The sequence below is a fragment of the Natrialba sp. SSL1 genome (assembly GCF_001861355.1).
Classification (GTDB): Archaea; Halobacteriota; Halobacteria; order Halobacteriales; family Natrialbaceae; genus Natrialba.
Genome location: NZ_MASN01000037.1, coordinates 15,246 through 32,087, shown reverse-complemented (window position 1 = coordinate 32,087; position 16,842 = coordinate 15,246). Strand labels below are relative to the sequence as shown.

General features: G+C 62.3%; 20 protein-coding genes. 16 read left to right on the top strand and 4 right to left on the bottom strand.

Annotated elements, in window-relative coordinates; all coding sequences use genetic code 11:
- Positions 1 to 2 precede the first annotated feature (2 nt).
- A complete protein-coding gene (locus BBD46_RS14025) occupies positions 3 to 260 on the bottom strand; it encodes a hypothetical protein (RefSeq protein ID WP_071402328.1) in 258 nt (85 codons plus the stop codon).
- A gap of 163 nt (positions 261 to 423) precedes the next feature.
- Between BBD46_RS14025 and BBD46_RS14020 the strand changes: the two genes are divergently transcribed.
- Positions 424 to 1,554, top strand: a complete 1,131-nt coding sequence (locus tag BBD46_RS14020; RefSeq protein ID WP_071402327.1) for a M48 family metalloprotease — start codon at positions 424 to 426, stop codon at positions 1,552 to 1,554.
- Positions 1,555 to 1,560: 6 nt separating this feature from the next.
- Here the strand turns inward: BBD46_RS14020 and BBD46_RS14015 are convergent, their stop codons facing one another.
- Complete coding sequence (locus BBD46_RS14015; RefSeq protein ID WP_071402417.1) at positions 1,561 to 2,868, bottom strand: Nramp family divalent metal transporter; 1,308 nt, start codon at positions 2,866 to 2,868, stop codon at positions 1,561 to 1,563.
- Between the two features lie 235 nt (positions 2,869 to 3,103).
- The gene (locus tag BBD46_RS14010; protein ID WP_071402326.1) at positions 3,104 to 3,808 is read right to left on the bottom strand and encodes an MBL fold metallo-hydrolase; all 705 of its coding nucleotides are present in this window, start codon (positions 3,806 to 3,808) and stop codon (positions 3,104 to 3,106) included.
- Positions 3,809 to 4,127: 319 nt separating this feature from the next.
- On the opposite strand from BBD46_RS14010, the gene BBD46_RS14005 reads away from it, so the two are divergent.
- The 3 genes from BBD46_RS14005 (at position 4,128) to BBD46_RS14000 (ending at position 6,084) form a co-directional block, all read left to right on the top strand.
- On the top strand, positions 4,128 to 5,117 hold the full coding sequence (locus BBD46_RS14005; protein ID WP_071402325.1) for a transcription initiation factor IIB: 990 nt from the start codon (positions 4,128 to 4,130) through the stop codon (positions 5,115 to 5,117).
- Between the two features lie 309 nt (positions 5,118 to 5,426).
- On the top strand, positions 5,427 to 5,606 hold the full coding sequence (locus tag BBD46_RS23200) for a hypothetical protein (protein WP_083860380.1): 180 nt from the start codon (positions 5,427 to 5,429) through the stop codon (positions 5,604 to 5,606).
- Positions 5,607 to 5,847: 241 nt separating this feature from the next.
- Complete coding sequence (locus tag BBD46_RS14000; RefSeq protein ID WP_006651778.1) at positions 5,848 to 6,084, top strand: UPF0058 family protein; 237 nt, start codon at positions 5,848 to 5,850, stop codon at positions 6,082 to 6,084.
- Positions 6,085 to 6,666: 582 nt separating this feature from the next.
- Here the strand turns inward: BBD46_RS14000 and BBD46_RS13995 are convergent.
- Complete coding sequence (locus BBD46_RS13995; protein ID WP_071402324.1) at positions 6,667 to 7,308, bottom strand: DUF555 domain-containing protein; 642 nt, start codon at positions 7,306 to 7,308, stop codon at positions 6,667 to 6,669.
- A 125-nt stretch (positions 7,309 to 7,433) separates the two neighbouring features.
- Here BBD46_RS13995 and BBD46_RS13990 point away from each other — a divergent pair, with 125 nt between their 5' ends.
- The 12 genes from BBD46_RS13990 to BBD46_RS13940 all read left to right on the top strand — a co-directional run bounded on the left by BBD46_RS13990 (position 7,434) and on the right by BBD46_RS13940 (position 16,839).
- Positions 7,434 to 8,315 (top strand): DNA-3-methyladenine glycosylase family protein, encoded by an 882-nt coding sequence (locus BBD46_RS13990; RefSeq protein WP_071402323.1) that lies wholly within the window; start codon positions 7,434 to 7,436, stop codon positions 8,313 to 8,315.
- Positions 8,316 to 8,417: 102 nt separating this feature from the next.
- On the top strand, positions 8,418 to 8,651 hold the full coding sequence (locus BBD46_RS13985; RefSeq protein WP_071402322.1) for a hypothetical protein: 234 nt from the start codon (positions 8,418 to 8,420) through the stop codon (positions 8,649 to 8,651).
- On the top strand, positions 8,648 to 8,875 hold the full coding sequence (locus BBD46_RS13980; protein WP_071402321.1) for a hypothetical protein: 228 nt from the start codon (positions 8,648 to 8,650) through the stop codon (positions 8,873 to 8,875). The genes BBD46_RS13985 and BBD46_RS13980 overlap by 4 nt, the downstream gene beginning before the upstream one ends.
- The gene (locus BBD46_RS13975) at positions 8,872 to 12,492 is read left to right on the top strand and encodes a hypothetical protein (RefSeq protein ID WP_253184571.1); all 3,621 of its coding nucleotides are present in this window, start codon (positions 8,872 to 8,874) and stop codon (positions 12,490 to 12,492) included. The genes BBD46_RS13980 and BBD46_RS13975 overlap by 4 nt, the downstream gene beginning before the upstream one ends.
- A gap of 75 nt (positions 12,493 to 12,567) precedes the next feature.
- Positions 12,568 to 12,813 carry a MarR family transcriptional regulator gene (locus BBD46_RS13970; RefSeq protein WP_071402320.1) on the top strand — a complete coding sequence of 82 codons (246 nt, stop codon included), beginning with the start codon at positions 12,568 to 12,570 and terminating at the stop codon, positions 12,811 to 12,813.
- 178 nt (positions 12,814 to 12,991) lie between these two features.
- A complete protein-coding gene (locus BBD46_RS13965) occupies positions 12,992 to 13,537 on the top strand; it encodes a hypothetical protein (RefSeq protein WP_071402319.1) in 546 nt (181 codons plus the stop codon).
- Between the two features lie 3 nt (positions 13,538 to 13,540).
- Positions 13,541 to 13,972: a hypothetical protein gene (locus tag BBD46_RS13960; protein ID WP_071402318.1), complete on the top strand. Its 432-nt coding sequence runs from the start codon at positions 13,541 to 13,543 to the stop codon at positions 13,970 to 13,972.
- Positions 13,973 to 14,070: 98 nt separating this feature from the next.
- Positions 14,071 to 14,262, top strand: coding sequence for a hypothetical protein (locus BBD46_RS13955; protein WP_071402317.1), 192 nt, complete (start codon positions 14,071 to 14,073; stop codon positions 14,260 to 14,262).
- A 3-nt stretch (positions 14,263 to 14,265) separates the two neighbouring features.
- Positions 14,266 to 14,451, top strand: coding sequence for a hypothetical protein (locus BBD46_RS21680; RefSeq protein WP_084777762.1), 186 nt, complete (start codon positions 14,266 to 14,268; stop codon positions 14,449 to 14,451).
- Positions 14,451 to 14,735 (top strand): HNH endonuclease, encoded by a 285-nt coding sequence (locus BBD46_RS13950; protein WP_084777761.1) that lies wholly within the window; start codon positions 14,451 to 14,453, stop codon positions 14,733 to 14,735. Before BBD46_RS21680 ends, BBD46_RS13950 begins: the two co-directional genes overlap by 1 nt.
- Entirely contained in the window at positions 14,732 to 15,295 is a 564-nt protein-coding gene (locus BBD46_RS13945; protein WP_071402315.1) for a hypothetical protein, read from the top strand. Before BBD46_RS13950 ends, BBD46_RS13945 begins: the two co-directional genes overlap by 4 nt.
- Positions 15,292 to 16,839, top strand: a complete 1,548-nt coding sequence (locus tag BBD46_RS13940) for a hypothetical protein (protein ID WP_071402314.1) — start codon at positions 15,292 to 15,294, stop codon at positions 16,837 to 16,839. The genes BBD46_RS13945 and BBD46_RS13940 overlap by 4 nt, the downstream gene beginning before the upstream one ends.
- The last annotated feature ends 3 nt before the right edge of the window (positions 16,840 to 16,842 follow it).

The following is a 16,842-nucleotide window of genomic DNA, read 5'->3' as shown; positions in this document are numbered from 1 at the left end:
GCTTAGATGTAGTCGGCGAGCATCGCGAGCCACAGAATCCACGAAACCACGTTCGCCAATCCGAAGGCTGCGAGGAGAAGCCCAAACCAGCGTCGGTTCATTACATCGGTCAGTTGGTAGCCGCTGTAGGCCGTGATCAGCCCGAGAATCGGAACGACGATCGAAACGATTGCAGACCCGATCGCTCCCCAGAGGTGAACCGCGCTCTCTTCTCTCGCTCGTCCAAGGTCTTCTCGCAGCGTTGGTCGTTGTGTTTCCATCCTTTCGGGCAAGGGTAGCAGCCGCGCAGCCTTAAGCTGACTGATTAGTCAGTCAGGATGGGCGCGTTGTACTGTCTGCCAACAACCCGGGAACGGGAAATGGCGGATTCGAGTACCGATAAGACCACGGCGTATATGTAGAACGTCTGAATACGTCGTGAATGTGTCACCTATAACCATCGCCAACGCCGTACTCGTCCTCCTGCTGGTGTTCGTTCCGACGTTCTGGTTCGCATCTCGCCGCGCGTTGCGCTCGTCGACTCCGACATGCTGGCTCCGACGACTGCTCGTCGCACTGTGGGGCGTCGCCGGGCTCACGTACGCCGTCCTGTTCACGCTTGGCCACGGGCTGTTCGTACGAACGACACTCGCAGCGATAACGCCAATCTCAGACAGTTCACTCGCCGCCGAGTTCGTCGTCCAGCTTACAGCTGCGTTCATTACTGCGACCGTGACGCTCGCCGTCTACGCGACGCTCGTGCCGGCGATCCGAGACATCCAGGAAATCGACCTCCCGATGAGAACCGCGCTTCGAAGCCTCGGTCGGTACGCCCTCGCGCTCAGCGTCCTGTTCGCGACCGTGTTCGCCCTCCTCATCCGGGCGCTCGCCGAGGGCGGCCCCGCGATCTACTGGCTGCTCCTGCTCGGGGCGATGATCGCGCTCGCACTCGCCAACCCGGTACTGGCCCGCGTCTTTCGAGACACCCGCGAACCGACATCGGCCGAGCGTGAGCGTCTCCGCGAACGGTGTGCCCACAGCGGCCTCTCGGTCTCGTCCATCGTGATCCTCGACGACATGCCCGAGGTGGCAGGAATCCACGTCTACGGCGTCCCCGGCCGCCGACAGCTATTCGTCACCGAACGCGTGCTGGAGGCGTTCGACGACGAGACACTCGAGGCTATCTTCGCGGTTCACGCCGGCAAGCTACGGGCTCACTACCGCGGCTACACAGTGTACTCGCTACTCGGTTATCTCGCACTCGGCGTCGGTGTGTTACTCTTCGGCTCCGGGACGCTCGTTACCATCTTTATCGCCTTCGTCGCGGTGCTCGCCCTGCCCACGCTCTGGGCCGCCCGTCGGGCGTTCTACCGCGCTGACGACTACGCCGCAGCTGTGGTCGGGCGGGACGAACTCGTCCGCGCACTCGAGTACGCCGCCGACGAACAGAACCTCGAACTCGTCGACGGCGGTCGCTGGGTCGTGTTCAAGAGTCGGCCGCCGCTCGGGCGTCGGCTTGCGCGGTTGCGGGAGAAGAGTGCGAGAAGTGAGGAAATCGCGTCTACTCCGGGCTAACTGCGTCTAGATGTAGCCGAACTCGTAGGCAGCACCCATGAGGCCGAAGATGGTGACGGCGACGAGGCTAATCACGTAGTAGACGACCCACGTACGGGACGGCTGGAACTGCTCGGGCAGGTTCTCCTTGACGACGTACCAGTTCGCCGGGTAGAACAGGATCTCGGTGACCGCCAGAATCGCCGAAATCCAGATGAGGAACGTGACCGGAACGGCACCGAGCGTGAGCACGATCCCGCAGCTCACAGCGACGATGCCGACCACGACGAGCTTTCGAATCCGCTCGCTGTCGAGGTCGTCACGCTCGAGTGCCATCGGGAGCACGTCGCCCGTCGCACGGGCCGCGCCGTCGAGGAGGGTGATGACGGTCGAGTACAGCGCGGCGAACGCGCCAAGGATCATCGCGTAGTAAGACCATTCGCCGAAGGACTGGCTCAGGATGTTCCCGATCGTGACGGCGAGATCGGCGTCCTCGGGCGGGTTCGGGTAGAGGACGTTCGAGGCGAGGATCACCATCGCGACGATCAGCGCGAAGCTGAACGCGTAGCCGATGTTGAAGTCACGACGACCGGTCTGGATCCACGCGCGGATGTAGTCGTGGTAGCGCTCGTCGTTCGGGTCGAGGTCACGGTCTCGGAGTTCGCCCGCACCCTCGCCCTTGGCCATGCTCCAGCTCCCGATGAGGACGCTAGTACTGAAGCCGGTCGGCGCGAAGCCGGCCGCCGCGGCGAACAGGCCGATGAACAGCGGTCCGGTGATGTCCGGTGCGGTGAACGTCGTCGCGGCGACGACCTCACCCGACGGTGGGCCGACGAGCACGCCGAGAACGATGAGGAATCCCAGCGCGACCGTGAAGCCGATCAGGATCTTCTCGAGGAGGCTGTAGCGCGTCAGCAAGACGAGCACGCCCGCGAAGCCGACGAAGAGGACGAACGACTGCTGGAACGACAGCGGTGTCATCGCTTGGACGAACGAGGCGGTGCTCATCCCGACTGCGGCGGTGATACCGGTGTACATGACGGTAAACACGCCGACAGTGAACCACTGCATCCAGTTCTTCGGCCCTGGCAACTGGTCGTAGGCCTCGACCGGGTTGCCGCCGACGCCGTAGTTGTACCGGATACCCAGCTCCCAGCCGCCGTACTTCGCGAGGTAGATGATCGCGAACATCCAGATGGCAAAGAGGCCGAACGTCCCGCCGAGCGTCGGTGCGAGGACGATGTGGCTGCCGCCAATGCTGATCAGCGCCCAGAGCATCGACGGACCGAAGTGATCCGTGAAGAAGTCCCGCCAGTTGCGCGAGGGATAGGACAGTTCGTCCGCGTCGAACTCGGCTCCAGAGCCAGAACCAGGACCCGTCCCCGGTCCAGTCTCAGTACTCACACCACCCACCACGCGTCATACTCCGGTGTTGCTGTGCCGTGTCTGGTGTCACCGCCACTCACCCCACAATGTACGATTGTCAATGCCCATCATAGGTTCTCGTCGGAGAATTCGCGACTCGTTACTTATAGGTACGGATCTGTCCCCGAATGTACAGAAGTGGCTACTACTTTGCGTCGAGGACGACCGGAACCCCACGGGACGCAACGTCGACGACGAACGCCTCCGCGTCGGCCGCGATCGCGTCGAACGTGTCGTAGTGCACCGGCAGGACCAGATCCGGTTCGAGTCGCTCGGCGAGCGCCGCAGCCTCGTGGCGATCCATCGTGGTGCCGCCACCGATCGGCGGCAAGAAGAGATCGACGACGAGGTCGTCGTGCGCCGCCAACGCGTCGGTATCGCCCGGCCAGAAGACCGTCACGCCGTCGACAGTGACGAGAAAGCCACACCCCTCGCCCTCGGGGTGATAGGGCTGACCCTGTTCGTCCGTGTGTGGTCCCGCTGGCTCGTTGTACGCCGGCGTCGTCGAGAGATCGAGCGGCCCCAGAATGAACGACTCGTTCGCCCGCACGCGCTCGACCTCGTAGGGCAGCGCTTCCGGCTGCTCGTCGGTCCACTCGAGTGCCCCTGCGTCGACGGACTCGTGGACGATGACGATCGCATCCTCGTGGGCGACGCGGCGAATCGAGTCGGGATCGTAGTGGTCGCCGTGGGAGACGAGGACGAGGTCGCCGTCTCTCGGCTCGCTGTCGAGGTCGCCGTAGTGTTCGGGGCCCGGATCGGTGTAGATCACGGTTCCCGTCTGTCCCTCGAGGCGAACGGTCGCGAGGCCGAGCCAGTCGACAGCAAGTGCGCCGAAGTGAACGGTCATAGCCGATCATTTACGCGGACCGTCGAAAAGTATTCGTCTGTGTAACTCCTCCCTACGTCGGCCCGTGACTCACCGTTGGCGTCACTGTGAACGGATACAGATGTTCGACAGGTAGCTGTCGTTTACACGCTAGCTGACCACGGTTGACAGACATGATTAATGAGTATATATCCGAAACGCATATAAACAGAAACCCGATTAGTTTATAAACTGGACGAAACATTTATATGGCTTACGGCCTAACTCTATGTTAGCCGAGGCGACCGGGTTTCTTCTGGTTACCCCACCCGGGAGCCCCGAGTAACCAACCCGATACACCATGACTGATACAAACATTCGAACCTACTCGAACGAGCGTACCGAGGAGCGAACACGAACCGAGGAGGAGGAGACGGCCCGCTCCGAGGAGCGCGAGCAGTGCCCGGAGTGTGGTGGTCGGCTCATCTCGGACGACGAACACGCAGAGACGGTCTGTCAGGACTGTGGCCTTGTCGTCGAAGAGGACGAGATCGACCGCGGCCCCGAGTGGCGCGCATTCGACGCCGCCGAGAAGGACCAGAAGTCCCGCGTCGGTGCCCCGACGACGAACATGATGCACGACCAGGGGCTCTCGACGAACATCGGCTGGCAGGACAAGGACGCCTACGGCAAGTCCCTCTCCAGCCGCCAGCGCCAGAAGATGCAGCGGCTTCGCACCTGGAACGAGCGCTTCCGCACTCGCGACTCCAAGGAGCGCAACCTGAAGCAGGCCCTCGGTGAAATCGACCGGATGGCCTCCGCGCTCGGTCTCCCCGAGAACGTCCGCGAAACCGCGTCGGTCATCTACCGCCGCGCACTCGAGGAGGATCTGCTCCCAGGACGATCCATCGAGGGCGTCGCGACGTCGTCGCTGTACGCGTCGGCCCGTCAGGCCGGCACGCCGCGCAGCCTCGACGAGATTTCGGCCGTCAGCCGCGTCGACAAGATGGAGCTCACCCGCACGTACCGCTACATCATCCGTGAACTCGGCCTCGAGGTCAAGCCCGCCGATCCGGAACACTACGTTCCCCGGTTCGTCAGCGACCTCGATCTCTCGGACGAGACCGAACGGATGGCCCGCGAACTGCTCGAGTCGGCTCGACAGGAGGGCGTCCACAGCGGCAAGTCGCCGGTCGGCCTCGCCGCAGCAGGGGTCTACGCGGCCGCGCTGTTGACCAACGAGAAGGTAACCCAGAACGAGGTCAGCGAGGTTGCGAGCATCTCCGAGGTCACGATCCGCAACCGCTACAAGGAACTGCTCGAAGCCTCCGACACGGCTGCACCAGCTTAAACAACGTACATCTGCTGTGACACTGGCGCTATCGGCGCGTTGCTTTCTGTCGATCTCACTTCTCGCGTGTAACTGCCCCGTTCTGTTCACTGTCCGTCCACACCCGCTGAGCGATGGCCACACTACGTTCCCGACTCCTGATGTCGACGAGCAGAACGTGTTCTGTCGCAGGTTCTCTCCGATCGCGCTTCTATAGCGATCTTGCTCTGTCCTCTCACATTCTGTTCTGTCTTTCCACGTCCGACTCGAGTGCACCGCTGTGAGACAGCCGCGATAACCTTTTTCACACATGGTGTGTAATAGCGTGCCATGGACGAGACGACCGTGCAACTGTTGTGTCCTGAGTGTGCGAAAGATTGGCAGCGCTCTCCCGGAACTCTTCCATCGTCGACGGAAATGTTTCACTGTCCCAACTGTCATGCCTCCCGACGCACGGCCGAGTTCATGCGAACCGACCGCGATCTCCAGAATCTCAAGCAGCTAGGCTGACACCGAATTTAGGCAACACCTGAACGCGGTATGGGCCGCTTCAGGCCCGTTCAACCGCGAATCGAGACGAATTCAGCCGTTCACACGACCGAGACAATACGTCCTTGTGAACTGTTTCACCCGGCTAGCAGCCGTTTTCGATCAGTTTTTCTACCGGATTTTCACACACGTTTCGTCTGTTCCCATGGTAACGCGACTCAAGATAATAATATAACCCTGCAGTGGATAGGAGTGCATGGTTATGAAGAAACAGGAGCTCATTCACCTTCACGGCCTTCTTGCGGAGGTATCGAACCAGTGTGCAGAGTGGGACAACTGTCAGATTGACCTCGACGAATACGAATCCCTTGGTATTCGACCGACATCAATTCACAAATCGAAAACCGATCACAAGGCCGCTGTTTTTGCACTCGCTGGCGGAATCACGATGAACATGCGCGAGGGCGAGCAGGAAGCCGTCGCCGCTACCGCAGACTAAGTCGCACGGAGTCTCCTTCGGTACACAAGCATGCTACTGGCGAGACTGGACTCCGGGCCAATTGCCCTCCGCTGGTGTGAGACTCGAGTTCCCGCCTATGTCGTGTGGCGGTCTCTAATGAGACCTTGTGATGCCGATTATGGGCATACGTGTCGAGATTGGCTGCTCTCGATCTCTCGGCCGTCGTGTTCTCGTCGCTCCTGTTTGAACTCGGCTGAACGAACAGTCAGCCGGTGAGAGCCGAGTGCGACTTCTACAGAGTGCCCACTCAACGCCTGTACGCTGATTGCAGGATCTTTCCGAACACTCACTTCTGCTAGCCGGAGGGACAGAAAAGTGCCCTAAACTGTGGTCGACTGTCGCGATAGGGGATGCTTACCGTGTCCTGTGGGAAACAAACACCGAACCTGTTCGGGACGGGCCTTCGGTGTTCCTCGCGCTAACACGGCCAGCAGCCACTGGTGACACAGACCCCGTCAGCAACGGTCGATCAGGGACACCGACGACAGGCTCATCGAGGTGTCTGCTGTCAGCCTCGATCGAAAAGTTGCCGGATCCGCTGTCGTCGCCCGGCGGCTCGGATCACTCGACTAGATCTTCGAACTCGGGGAGAATCTCTTCGTCCGTCTGCTCGTCCGTCCCGTCGTTGGCTCGCCTGTTTTCGCCACCGTCGTCTTCGTTGCTTTCGTTGCTTTCGTCGCCTTCATCGCCACTGCCCGTACTCGACGAGTCCGATTCCGACGCCGGCTCTGTGTCCGTTTCCGAACGGTCCTCGCCACTTCCGTCCGTGTCGTCACCGTCGGTCGCAGTATCGTCAGTGCCAGCATTCGCCGTCTCGTCTGTCGCCTCCTTGTCGCCTTCGTCATCTGCGGCGTCATCGTCGTCCTCGTCTTCGATAACTTCCACCTCCTCGACCTCGAGTGGAATGTTCTCGAGTCGCTGTCCGATCTCCTTGCGGGCGATCCGGGAGGCGTGCTCCTCGCGCTCGACGTTGAAGACGGTCATCTCGAGTTCGAGTGCGACGAGCGCCTCGTCGGCTGCGATGAACGCAGGTGGTAACTCCTCACCTGACGGGGACGTCCGTTCGCCCATGTTGATCTCGACGTAGTTTAAGTCAGGGTTCAGCATCTCGCCCGTCTTCGAGATGGCGATGCGAATCGCCTCGTCTTCTGTCTCGACGTCGAATACCGGCACTGCAGCTTCGACGACAACCCTGCAGTTCATACACACACATTGTATCGCCTGCAGTATGAAGGTTCGCCCCGGTAACACACAGCGCGAGGCGGCCTGCGGTGGGCTGAGCCACCAGTCCGAAAGGCCCAAGCCGACGCCCCCGTAGGACTCACCGAATGGAAACGGGGACGATCCGCCTCGAGGACCTCTCCGGCGGACTCGATCTGTATCGGACGCTCGAAAGCGGTCAGACCTACCTCTGGCGGCGCGCAGACGGCGAAATGTACAGCGGGACGCCCGCCCCCCGCGAGTGGTACGTCACCGTCGTCGACGGCGAGGTGATCCGCGCGCGGACAGTCGATGGGGTACTCGAGTGGCAGTCTACGACGGACGCTGAGTCGACCGTCCGTCGCCTCCTTCGGCTGGACGACGATCTGGAGGCGATCGTCGACGCCGCACCCGACGATCCGCTGTTAGACGAGGCCTACGAGGCTCACCGCGGGATGCGCCTCGTCACGGACCCGGCCTTTGGGACGCTCATCTCGTTCATCTGCTCGGCACAGATGCGCGTCAGCCGCATCCACTCGATGGTCTCGACGCTCGCACGGGAGTACGGTGACGAGGTCTTCCTGAACGGCGACACCTACCACGCCTTCCCGACACCAGCCCAGCTCGCGAGCGCAACCGAAGCCGAACTCCGCGACCTTGGCCTCGGCTACCGCGCCCCCTACGTCGTCCGCACCGCCGAGATGGTCGCCGGCGGCGAGGCCCACCCCGACGACGCGCGGGCACTCGAGTACGAAGCCGCCCGCGAGCACCTGTGTCAGTTCGTCGGCGTCGGCGACAAGGTGGCCGACTGCGTGTTGCTCTTTGCACTCGAGTTCGACGAGGCGGTGCCCCTCGATACGTGGCTCAAGACGGCGATCGAGGAGCACTATCCTCACTGTGACTGCGGTTCGTACACCGAAACGTCGCGAGCGCTCCGCGAGGAGTTCGGCGGCGAGTACGCGGGCTATGCACAGACGTACGTCTTCCACGAACTCAGAACGAACAGATGAAGGCCTAACACCAGAGAAAACAGCGGATTATCATTCTGAGAGGGGCGGTGGTAAGAGTACACTACATACAGCGATACCTTCGACTAACGGAGGTGTGCCAGCATGGTAGCTGGCCGCCGCGAGGCCAGCGGTGTTTCGATCGACGCCACCTACCAGTCGATCACCGAGCGCCCCGAGCTCGAGAAACAGGCTGAACAGGTCGAGTACGCGACCGATCCCGAGGATGTCGGCGAGGAACGAACCGAGAACGTTCCGGTCCCTGACGAACCTGAGACGGTCGAACGTCCCGATGTCGATGGCCAGACGACGCTTGAGGACTGGGGGTGGTCTCAGTGACGACCGGCTACGTGGTCAATCTCGATAACGGCCACAACGGCTACTGCTTCGAGAGCCTGGTCGGTGTCACGTACTGCGGCAAGACCTTCAACCCCGAGAGCGTCGACCGCGACCTCTATGCGGTCGGTCGGGACTCCGATCACCCGCACAATACACTCTGCTTTGACTGCTCGAAAGCGGACTCTCGCAAAGTCCGCGGCGCTGTCCGAGGTGAGACGGCGTGAGTCCTGGCATCGACTGGGAGTCGATCTTCTGGGAGACACGTGGCTTCCTCGGCCTCGAGGACGACGAGCCCATTTCACGAACGGAACTCCTCGAGACGGCAAAGGCCAATGGCTGGAGTGAAAGCGAATTCCGCCAAGCGCTGAGTGGAACCGATGCTGTCGAGTTCGCGAATGGAGTCGGCAGCGGCCTGCAGTTCGTCGGCACCAACGATACCGTCGAGACGGACGATGGTCCCTCTACAGGCGATATCGACGGCGATTCTACCGACGACCGGTCGTCTTCGTCCACCTCGAGTGACGATCTCGAGCGTGTTGACCTTGAACTCTCCTCGAGCAGCGAGGGGTATCCGACGAGCCTTCGCGAAGACGGGCAGCGCTGGCTGCTCTGGCAGTACCGCGACGACCGGAAGATCCCGCGAAACCCACGCTGGGGACACTCCGAAGACGACGAGGCGACGGCGCGTGAGTGGTCACTCGCCGGTGCGAAAGACCCTCGAGCGTGGTTCGAATTCAGTGGTGCGGAGCGCTGGACCGACCACGATGAGTTGCTTGGACTCGCGTACTACCTCGTCGCTCCCGATCGCGACGACTGGGATGATGATGAGAAGTACGACTGGGTTGACGTCGACGAAGACGTCCCCAACACGCGCCACGTCGGACTCGCCGACTTCGATAACATCCGCGATCCGGACACTGGCGAGATTGCGCCGAAAGCCGTCCCATGGCTCGAGCGATTCGGAGTCACCTTCTGTGAGTGGTCACCTTCCGGAACTGGTGCACACGCACTTGGGTCGTTCACACTCCCAGAGGACGCGAAGGAACTCCACATCGACGTTTCCGACGACGAGTGGCCCGACGCGGAGATCGAAGTCTACCCCGGACGGCGCTACACGACGGTCACCGGTGACAAGATCCCCGGTTCCGCCGACGACATTGAGGACGTCCAGGTAGTGATCGATGCGCTCGTCGACGAACATCCCGACGCCGTCGAGGAAGAGAGTTCGAGTGATGGTGTTCACCACGACTACACACCAGCGAAGTCTCGAAAGGAACTCGCCGGCATCGAGATCACGCACGACTACGACGATGTTATTGACGCGGTGAATCAGCTCAAGCCGAGCGACCTCCCGCTTTCGTCGACGTACGTTGCCGACGAGAACAACGACTTCGAGTCGTGGGATCCCGGTTACCGCAACTCGAGCAGCGGACGGTCGCTGAAACACGTCGGAGACGGCCAGTTCATCGACATGAAAAAGATGCACACCGCCTTTGGTGTGCTCCGGCTGTTCGCCGCCGAACAGAACATCATCTCCGACCCGTGGGATGACCTTAAAAAGAGCAAGTTCCGGGATGCTGTCGAACGGGCACGAAACGCTGGTGCGCCAATCCCGAAATACGAGCCCCCCAGCGACGGATCAGGCGACGGCCGTGCTGTCTCGGCGCTCCCGATTGGACTCCTCGACGCCCTCGAGCCGGATGAACGCCGGCGCTACGCCAAAAAGCGTGGTCTCGAGTGGCCGTCGACGGACGACGCTCGCGAAGAGTTGTTCGAGACGATTGCCGACGTGATCCGGAACGAAGACGAGCGGATCGTCGATGCCCCGACATCGCTCGGCAAGTCCTACACAATCGCGTCGACGCGCTGGGGCGCTCGCGAAGACATCACTGGTGACCGGCCGGTCGTCCACCTGCTCGAAACACGCGACGCTCGCGACGAGGCCGTCGACGTCGCCGAAGAACACGGCGGGAAGTATCACGTCCTGCTCGGTCGCCATGAAGCCTGCCCGGTCTGCGCCGGCGAGCACGACGACGAGATCACGATCAACGGTGACCCCGCCAGCGACTGGCTCGATGCCCAGTGCGAAGGTAAGGGAATGCCGTTCAGCGCTGCGCATCGCTACCTCGAAGAGCACAACGACCAGGGTGTGGAACTCCCCTGCGGCGGTGATCGGTGTACGGCGATCACGCAGTGGGAGAAGTATCGCGAGGGACCCGACGGGGAACTCGACTACTGGCCGCTCGTCATCGCGACGCACAACTTTGCGTTCGCACCCGGGCTTCGCTCGCACAACAACGTCGTTGTCGACGAAGAGCCCAGCTACGAACAGGACGATCTCTCGACGAGCCGTATTCGCGACGCCATCGGCGCGTACCTTCGCGAGATCGACGCCCCTGTCACGACCTGGGAAGCCTTCATCCAACTCTCGCTCCACGACGACTACCAGGGCGACGCCGCTCGAGAGCGCGATGCTCTCGAGGATGTCCTCTGGACCGAGCCCGATCGGGACTGGTACTTCGAGTGTCCGGATGCACACACACTCGCACCAGCGCTCGCGAGAGCGATCTTCCGTGCCGAAGACCGGGCCAACGGTCGCCGATTCGGGAAGACCGGCCACGAACCGCCGCGGCTCGAGGCCGGTGTTCGCGATGACGACGACTGGAACCGCGAGTGGGTCTCTGTCGTCCTCGACGAGAACAACGATGTCCAGACTGTTCGCACGGTTCCGGACTTCGGCGCTGCGCGATCTGTTGTTGGCCTCGACGCACACCCCGCAGTGCCGCTCTGGCAAGCCAACACCGTCCCGTGGATCAAGACCACCGACGTCCTCGAATCCGAAGCACGGCAACTGTGGCGGCGCTACGAGCGCGGGCTTCGCGTCGTCCAGGTTGGTGACGCAACCCGACCGCTATCGGGTGACAAGGCGCTCGAGTGGCTCAACGAGGACAAACTCGAGGTGCTGCTCGACCAGCTCGTCGACGAGTACGGCACCCAGTTCCGGACGGCGATCACGACGGGGCAGGTGGAGGATCGACTCGAGGAGCTGATGGAGGAGGCCGGCTGCCACCGCCCTGAGTTGATGCACTTCGGCGAGGAGAAGTCACGGAACGACTTCGAACACGAACGCGTCGGTCTCGTCAACGGCTGCATGGATCCCGGCGACGACTACGTCCTGGACCTGCTCGCAGAGCTCGATCTCGAGGCTGAAGTCGAGACCGCTGTCGACGACGCCGGTGAAGAGTATCGTGCCCGCGGCCGTGGCTTCGAGGGCGCGGACGCCGATACCGCTCAAGAGATCCTCGCGAGCGTTCGCGAGAACCACATCGCTCAGGCCGCCGGTCGCTACGCTCGCGACCCGACCGATCCCGATGTCACTGCGACGGTATTCGTTCGAACGGATGCGATGCCCGCTGGCTTCGCCGACGTCCAGACGCCCGGTGTCGAGTGGGTTTACTCTGACCTCCAGGAGGCGATCGTCGACGAACTTCGTTCGAGTCATCGCTCGCGAACAGCGCGGGAGCTCGCCGACGCCGTCGACTGTTCGAAAGAGCACGTCCGGCAGACACTCGAGCGACTCGTCAACGTCGACGCTGTCCAGGCTGCTGAAGGGCTGGGATCGAACGGTGCGACGCTGTATTCCGAGTCTGGACTACCACACACAGGCGTTGCTGACATTCAGGAATCGCCAACTGACACCTACGTAGACTCTAGTAGGTGGGCGTTGGCGATTCGCGACCCGACTACCCCGGACAACGGTGATCTAGGACCTCAAGACGGCTCGAGTAATCAGCCGGCTGATGTTTGGGACTGGGAAGCCGGTCCTGATCCGAGTGACTGACGCCCGAAACCGGCGTCTCGACCCCGCGCTCGCCCGCTTACGACCAGCCGCGGCACTCTCCACGAAACAAAGCCCATGAGCCTCCCCGAACACACCGCCGATGTCGACGACCTGCCATGGAGTGCGAAGCATGTCCTGTGGATCCTCGAGGACGTCGGCGGATCGATCCGTCGGGACGAGCTCCAAGAGGAAACCGAGATGCCACGCCGAACATTGGATCGGGCACTCACTCGACTCGAGGACGCCGACATCGTTCGTCGCGATCGCGATGGTGACGACGACCTCCGTTTTGTTCGAGTCGAAATCACTGAAAGATCCTGAGCAGTTCAAAACCAAGCCTCTCAGACAAACGTGCGCCAGATCGGCGCACGCGCGTACCCTTATCAACTCACCCTACCTTCTCGAAAGCAACACAATCGCTACAGGGGCGTCGAGTTGACGACCGCCGACGTCGTCGACGATGATCACGTCCGCCCTGTAGCGATGCTTTTCTCCAGCCATGTCAACAACGGAATCACCGAGCGGAGACGACCACGTCTCCCCACAGCGGGCGTTCGACCGTATCGTCTGGCAGAACAGTCGGTGCTGTAACGGCTGCTTCGAGCTCGTCAAAGAGATCGAGGAAGCCACCTTCAGCGGTGGCGTCGATGATCACGACGTCCAGGAGCACCACCGGACGCCGGCCGCGACCCTCGAGCCGGACGACCGAATCCTCTCCGACGTCAACGGGGCGGCCGGGTCAACCACTCGAGGAGATCCCGGCGACGCCCAGTCGCGCCCCGGCCCGCAGCGGACGTCCATCGCTCGGACGACCTGCCGCAGCTGCTCGCGGATCGGCTGCTGGGCTGACGACGACACGCTGTCGAAGGTCCAGGCGCTGCGGCTGACGACGCCACTCGCGAATCGCCTTGAGGAGGCCGGCCTCGAGTTCGACCGGTACACACTCCGGGAGTTCGTCCGGATCGCAAAAGGGTTGGACAAGTACGCCGGCTACGACACCGAAATCTTCCGGTGTGCGGTGAAGATGGCAATGTGGAGGGTCTGAGCGATGCTCGAGATTCTCCAGCGCGTTCCGTTCGGCCTCTGGAAGGCGGCCAAGCGGTGGTTTCGTGACAACTACGCGACCGCCGAGTGGCCTGATCACCACGCCACGATCACGCTCGCGATGGACGTCGACGTCCTCGAGGAACAGCTCCGACGCCACCACTTCGAGGACGCCAGCGGTTGGTCGCTCAAGTACGAAGGCGAGGTCCTCAACATGCGCCGCCCCAGCGGTGTTGCAAGTGGACGCCCCGTCGAGGACCATCTTCGCGTCCGTCCCGTCGACGGCGACCTCGAGATCAATACTCACGTCGAGGCGAATCGGTGGGAAACGAAGACGGATCACGTGCACGAGGAGGGGTTGATCTGGCTCGACGAACACGAGCTCCGAGTCCTCCTCGAGGGCTGTGGGATCGACGTCGAGCATCTGGAGACGTGAGAGATGCCATGGCAACGTCACAACCCCCACCAACGATATTCGAATCAATCGCCGACTGTAACGCTCGTCTCGACTGCATCCTCCGGAGCCGATACGGAATGAACGTCCAAACCTACAAAGCGATCAAGGCGACGACGCAACTCGTCGGCGTCGTCGCGATGGTTTTCGCTATGGAATCAGGCATGGACGCCGGGACGGCTGGCCTGATCATCGGCGCAATCGTGCTCGGTCCCGAGGCGATCGAGGCGATCCTTCTGGATGCGGAGGCTGACGGCAACCGCGAGGAGTAACAGATGGGATATACTGCCACCTGCGACGGCTGCGATTCGACATGTCGTCCAGCGCCGGCGCTGCTCTGTCAGTTCTCCCCAGAGTTCTTTCGGACATCGTCGCTCGGCGGACACCTTGCGGACATGGGCTTCGACGAGGGTGACACCGTGACGCTCTGCGGAGAATGCACGTTGGGGGTGCTCGAGTAATGGACGAACGCCAACCGGGCCGAGACCTCTACTGGCGTGATCGTGATGGCTCGAGTTATCGCTGTCCCGGATGCGGTCGCCCTCGCGAGGCCGTCGACGGGATCGAACTCCACCATCGAGATCGCCGCCGGCACAACAACGATCCGAACAACCTGATCGGGTTCTGTCGGGACTGCCACCAGGAGGGCCAGCACGGGAACCGACGTCTCCCCTCGCGCCTCGAGGCGCCGTCCCCCTACGGTGTCGACGAACCGAGTCCATCGGTTGGAGGGCCGAGCCCATGAATCAGCTACCGACCATCGACGACGTCGACGAAGACGAGCTGATCGGTGAGGACCTCGAGAACGTTCCGAAGATCTCGGCGGATTCGAAGTGTCGAGCGAAAAAGACGGAGGGTCCCACGGACGAGAAAGTGTTCGCAGGATACTGCCGCGCTCGAGCAGGGAAGGGGACCGATGCCGGTCCTGGTGACGGTCGCCGATGCAAGACCCACGGCGGCGACAACTCTGGCGACAAGGGCCAGGGTGGGACTGAGGGTAACGACAACGCAGTCGATCACGGTGGCTACCGGAAGCATTTCACGCGTCATCTGACCGACGGGGAGCAGGAGGCATTCGACGAGGCCAGACGCGCGCTCGGCGATCCGAAAGACGCGAAGCAGGTGGCCCAGACCGCGGCAGGGCTTTGCTTGATTCAGTTCGACCGGACCGGTGACGAACGGTTCATGCGCCGTTACGAATCGATCTGCGACAAAGCGGGGATCTTCCCGAACGAGGAGATCGACGTCAACCACGGTGGGTCGATCGATCTCTGGAAGAGTTCAGCTGAGGGAGATAGCGAATGAGCACCACGACACCCGACTACGTTCGGGAGCATCTTCCCGAGAACTACACCGGACCCGAGAAGTACTGGCGGGCGGCCGAGGACTGGTTCGGGATCACGCTCTCCCCCGAGCAGCGGGAGATCCTCGAGCACGTCGCCGAGCATCAGTACACGCACCTCGAGGGTGGCAACGGTTTCGGGAAGACATTCGGTATCGTCGCACTCTCCCTGACGTTCAACCGCCGCCACTACCCCTCGAGCGTCGTCGTGACGTCTGGAACGTACGGAAAGCTCAAGCGGACGTTCTGCGCCGACGCCGAGGAACTCCACGAGTCGTCGCCGTTCAACGAGCAGACGCCCTACTGGCCGGCGGCGACCTGGAAGTGGTCGCCGAATCCCCACATCGACGTCGACGGTGAACCGACATGGCAGTTCGAAGTGATCAGTCCCGAAGATCCCGGCGAACTCGAGGGTGTCCACAACGATCACGTCCTAGTGATCGTCGACGAGGCCGACAAGAAAGACGTCGACCTGGACACGTTGGACTCGATGGACTCGCTGATCTCCGACGACAACGACCGCATGGTCGTCATCTCGAACCCGCCCGAAGACGAGACCAACGCGGTCGCGAACATGGGTGAGGTCGGGATCGAGGCCGAGAAACTGCAGTACTCGACGTTCGACTCGCACAATGTTCAGACGGAGGTCGGCCGTCGCGATGGCGAGTGGATCGCCGGCCTAACCGGGCTCAACAAGCTGAAAAAGAAGTGGGAGGCACTCAATGGCGAGTCGTGGCCCGGCTACGACGAGGCTCGAGCGATGTCCACCCGCGGAACCGAGTCGTTCCGAAAGGATCTCTCCTCGCGATGGTACCGGCGCTTCGCCGGGATCATGCCACCGGCCGGGGCTGCACAGAACCGGCCGTTCGATCTCGACCTCGTCAAAGCAGGTTACGTCGAGAACGAACGCGATCTCGACGCCGGCGCTCGCCGCGGCACCGGGATCGACGTCGCCCGCAGCGGCGATCGCACCGTCCAGATCGACGAGCGCGGTGGCTGCCTCACCGTCGAGTACTCCGAACCAGGCACCGACCACACGGTTCAGTTCAACCGGATCTGGGCGAATCTTGACGAGGAACCGGACGCGCAGATCTCCGGCGACGCTGTCGGCGAGGGGTCGAAAGGCCTCGACGACACGGCGAAACGCTACCCTGATGTCGACCGGTTCAAGGCCGACGCCGTCGCCGCCCAGTCCGACGAGTACAAGAACCGGTGGACGGAGGGGTTGTGCGAGCTCGGCAAGTGGCTCGAGCGTGGCGGGGAGTTCGCCGATACCCGCCTCCGCAACGAGCTGAAGATCGCCGCTCGGGAGATCACGCTCTCCGAGCGATACATCAAGAGCCGGGGGGAGCAGGTCTACGTCGCCGACTCGAAGGACGTCGTCAAAGAGCGACTCGGGCACTCGCCGGACCACCTCGACGCGGCCGTGATGGCGATCCTCGCCGCGGAGGGGCTGATCCCCGAAGAGGAGGACGGCAAACTCGACTCGCTGCCCTGGAGGTCCTAACTT

Coding starts and splice junctions, on each gene's coding strand:
- BBD46_RS13940 (WP_071402314.1), top strand. CDS start 15,292: ATGAGCACCACGACACCCGACTACGTTCGGGAGCATCTTCCCGAGAAC.
- BBD46_RS13965 (WP_071402319.1), top strand. CDS start 12,992: ATGTCAACAACGGAATCACCGAGCGGAGACGACCACGTCTCCCCACAG.
- BBD46_RS13955 (WP_071402317.1), top strand. CDS start 14,071: ATGAACGTCCAAACCTACAAAGCGATCAAGGCGACGACGCAACTCGTC.
- BBD46_RS13950 (WP_084777761.1), top strand. CDS start 14,451: ATGGACGAACGCCAACCGGGCCGAGACCTCTACTGGCGTGATCGTGAT.
- BBD46_RS13990 (WP_071402323.1), top strand. CDS start 7,434: ATGGAAACGGGGACGATCCGCCTCGAGGACCTCTCCGGCGGACTCGAT.
- BBD46_RS21680 (WP_084777762.1), top strand. CDS start 14,266: ATGGGATATACTGCCACCTGCGACGGCTGCGATTCGACATGTCGTCCA.
- BBD46_RS13995 (WP_071402324.1), bottom strand. CDS start 7,308: ATGAACTGCAGGGTTGTCGTCGAAGCTGCAGTGCCGGTATTCGACGTC.
- BBD46_RS14010 (WP_071402326.1), bottom strand. CDS start 3,808: ATGACCGTTCACTTCGGCGCACTTGCTGTCGACTGGCTCGGCCTCGCG.
- BBD46_RS13970 (WP_071402320.1), top strand. CDS start 12,568: ATGAGCCTCCCCGAACACACCGCCGATGTCGACGACCTGCCATGGAGT.
- BBD46_RS13960 (WP_071402318.1), top strand. CDS start 13,541: ATGCTCGAGATTCTCCAGCGCGTTCCGTTCGGCCTCTGGAAGGCGGCC.
- BBD46_RS13985 (WP_071402322.1), top strand. CDS start 8,418: ATGGTAGCTGGCCGCCGCGAGGCCAGCGGTGTTTCGATCGACGCCACC.
- BBD46_RS14000 (WP_006651778.1), top strand. CDS start 5,848: ATGAAGAAACAGGAGCTCATTCACCTTCACGGCCTTCTTGCGGAGGTA.
- BBD46_RS13945 (WP_071402315.1), top strand. CDS start 14,732: ATGAATCAGCTACCGACCATCGACGACGTCGACGAAGACGAGCTGATC.
- BBD46_RS14005 (WP_071402325.1), top strand. CDS start 4,128: ATGACTGATACAAACATTCGAACCTACTCGAACGAGCGTACCGAGGAG.
- BBD46_RS23200 (WP_083860380.1), top strand. CDS start 5,427: ATGGACGAGACGACCGTGCAACTGTTGTGTCCTGAGTGTGCGAAAGAT.
- BBD46_RS14025 (WP_071402328.1), bottom strand. CDS start 260: ATGGAAACACAACGACCAACGCTGCGAGAAGACCTTGGACGAGCGAGA.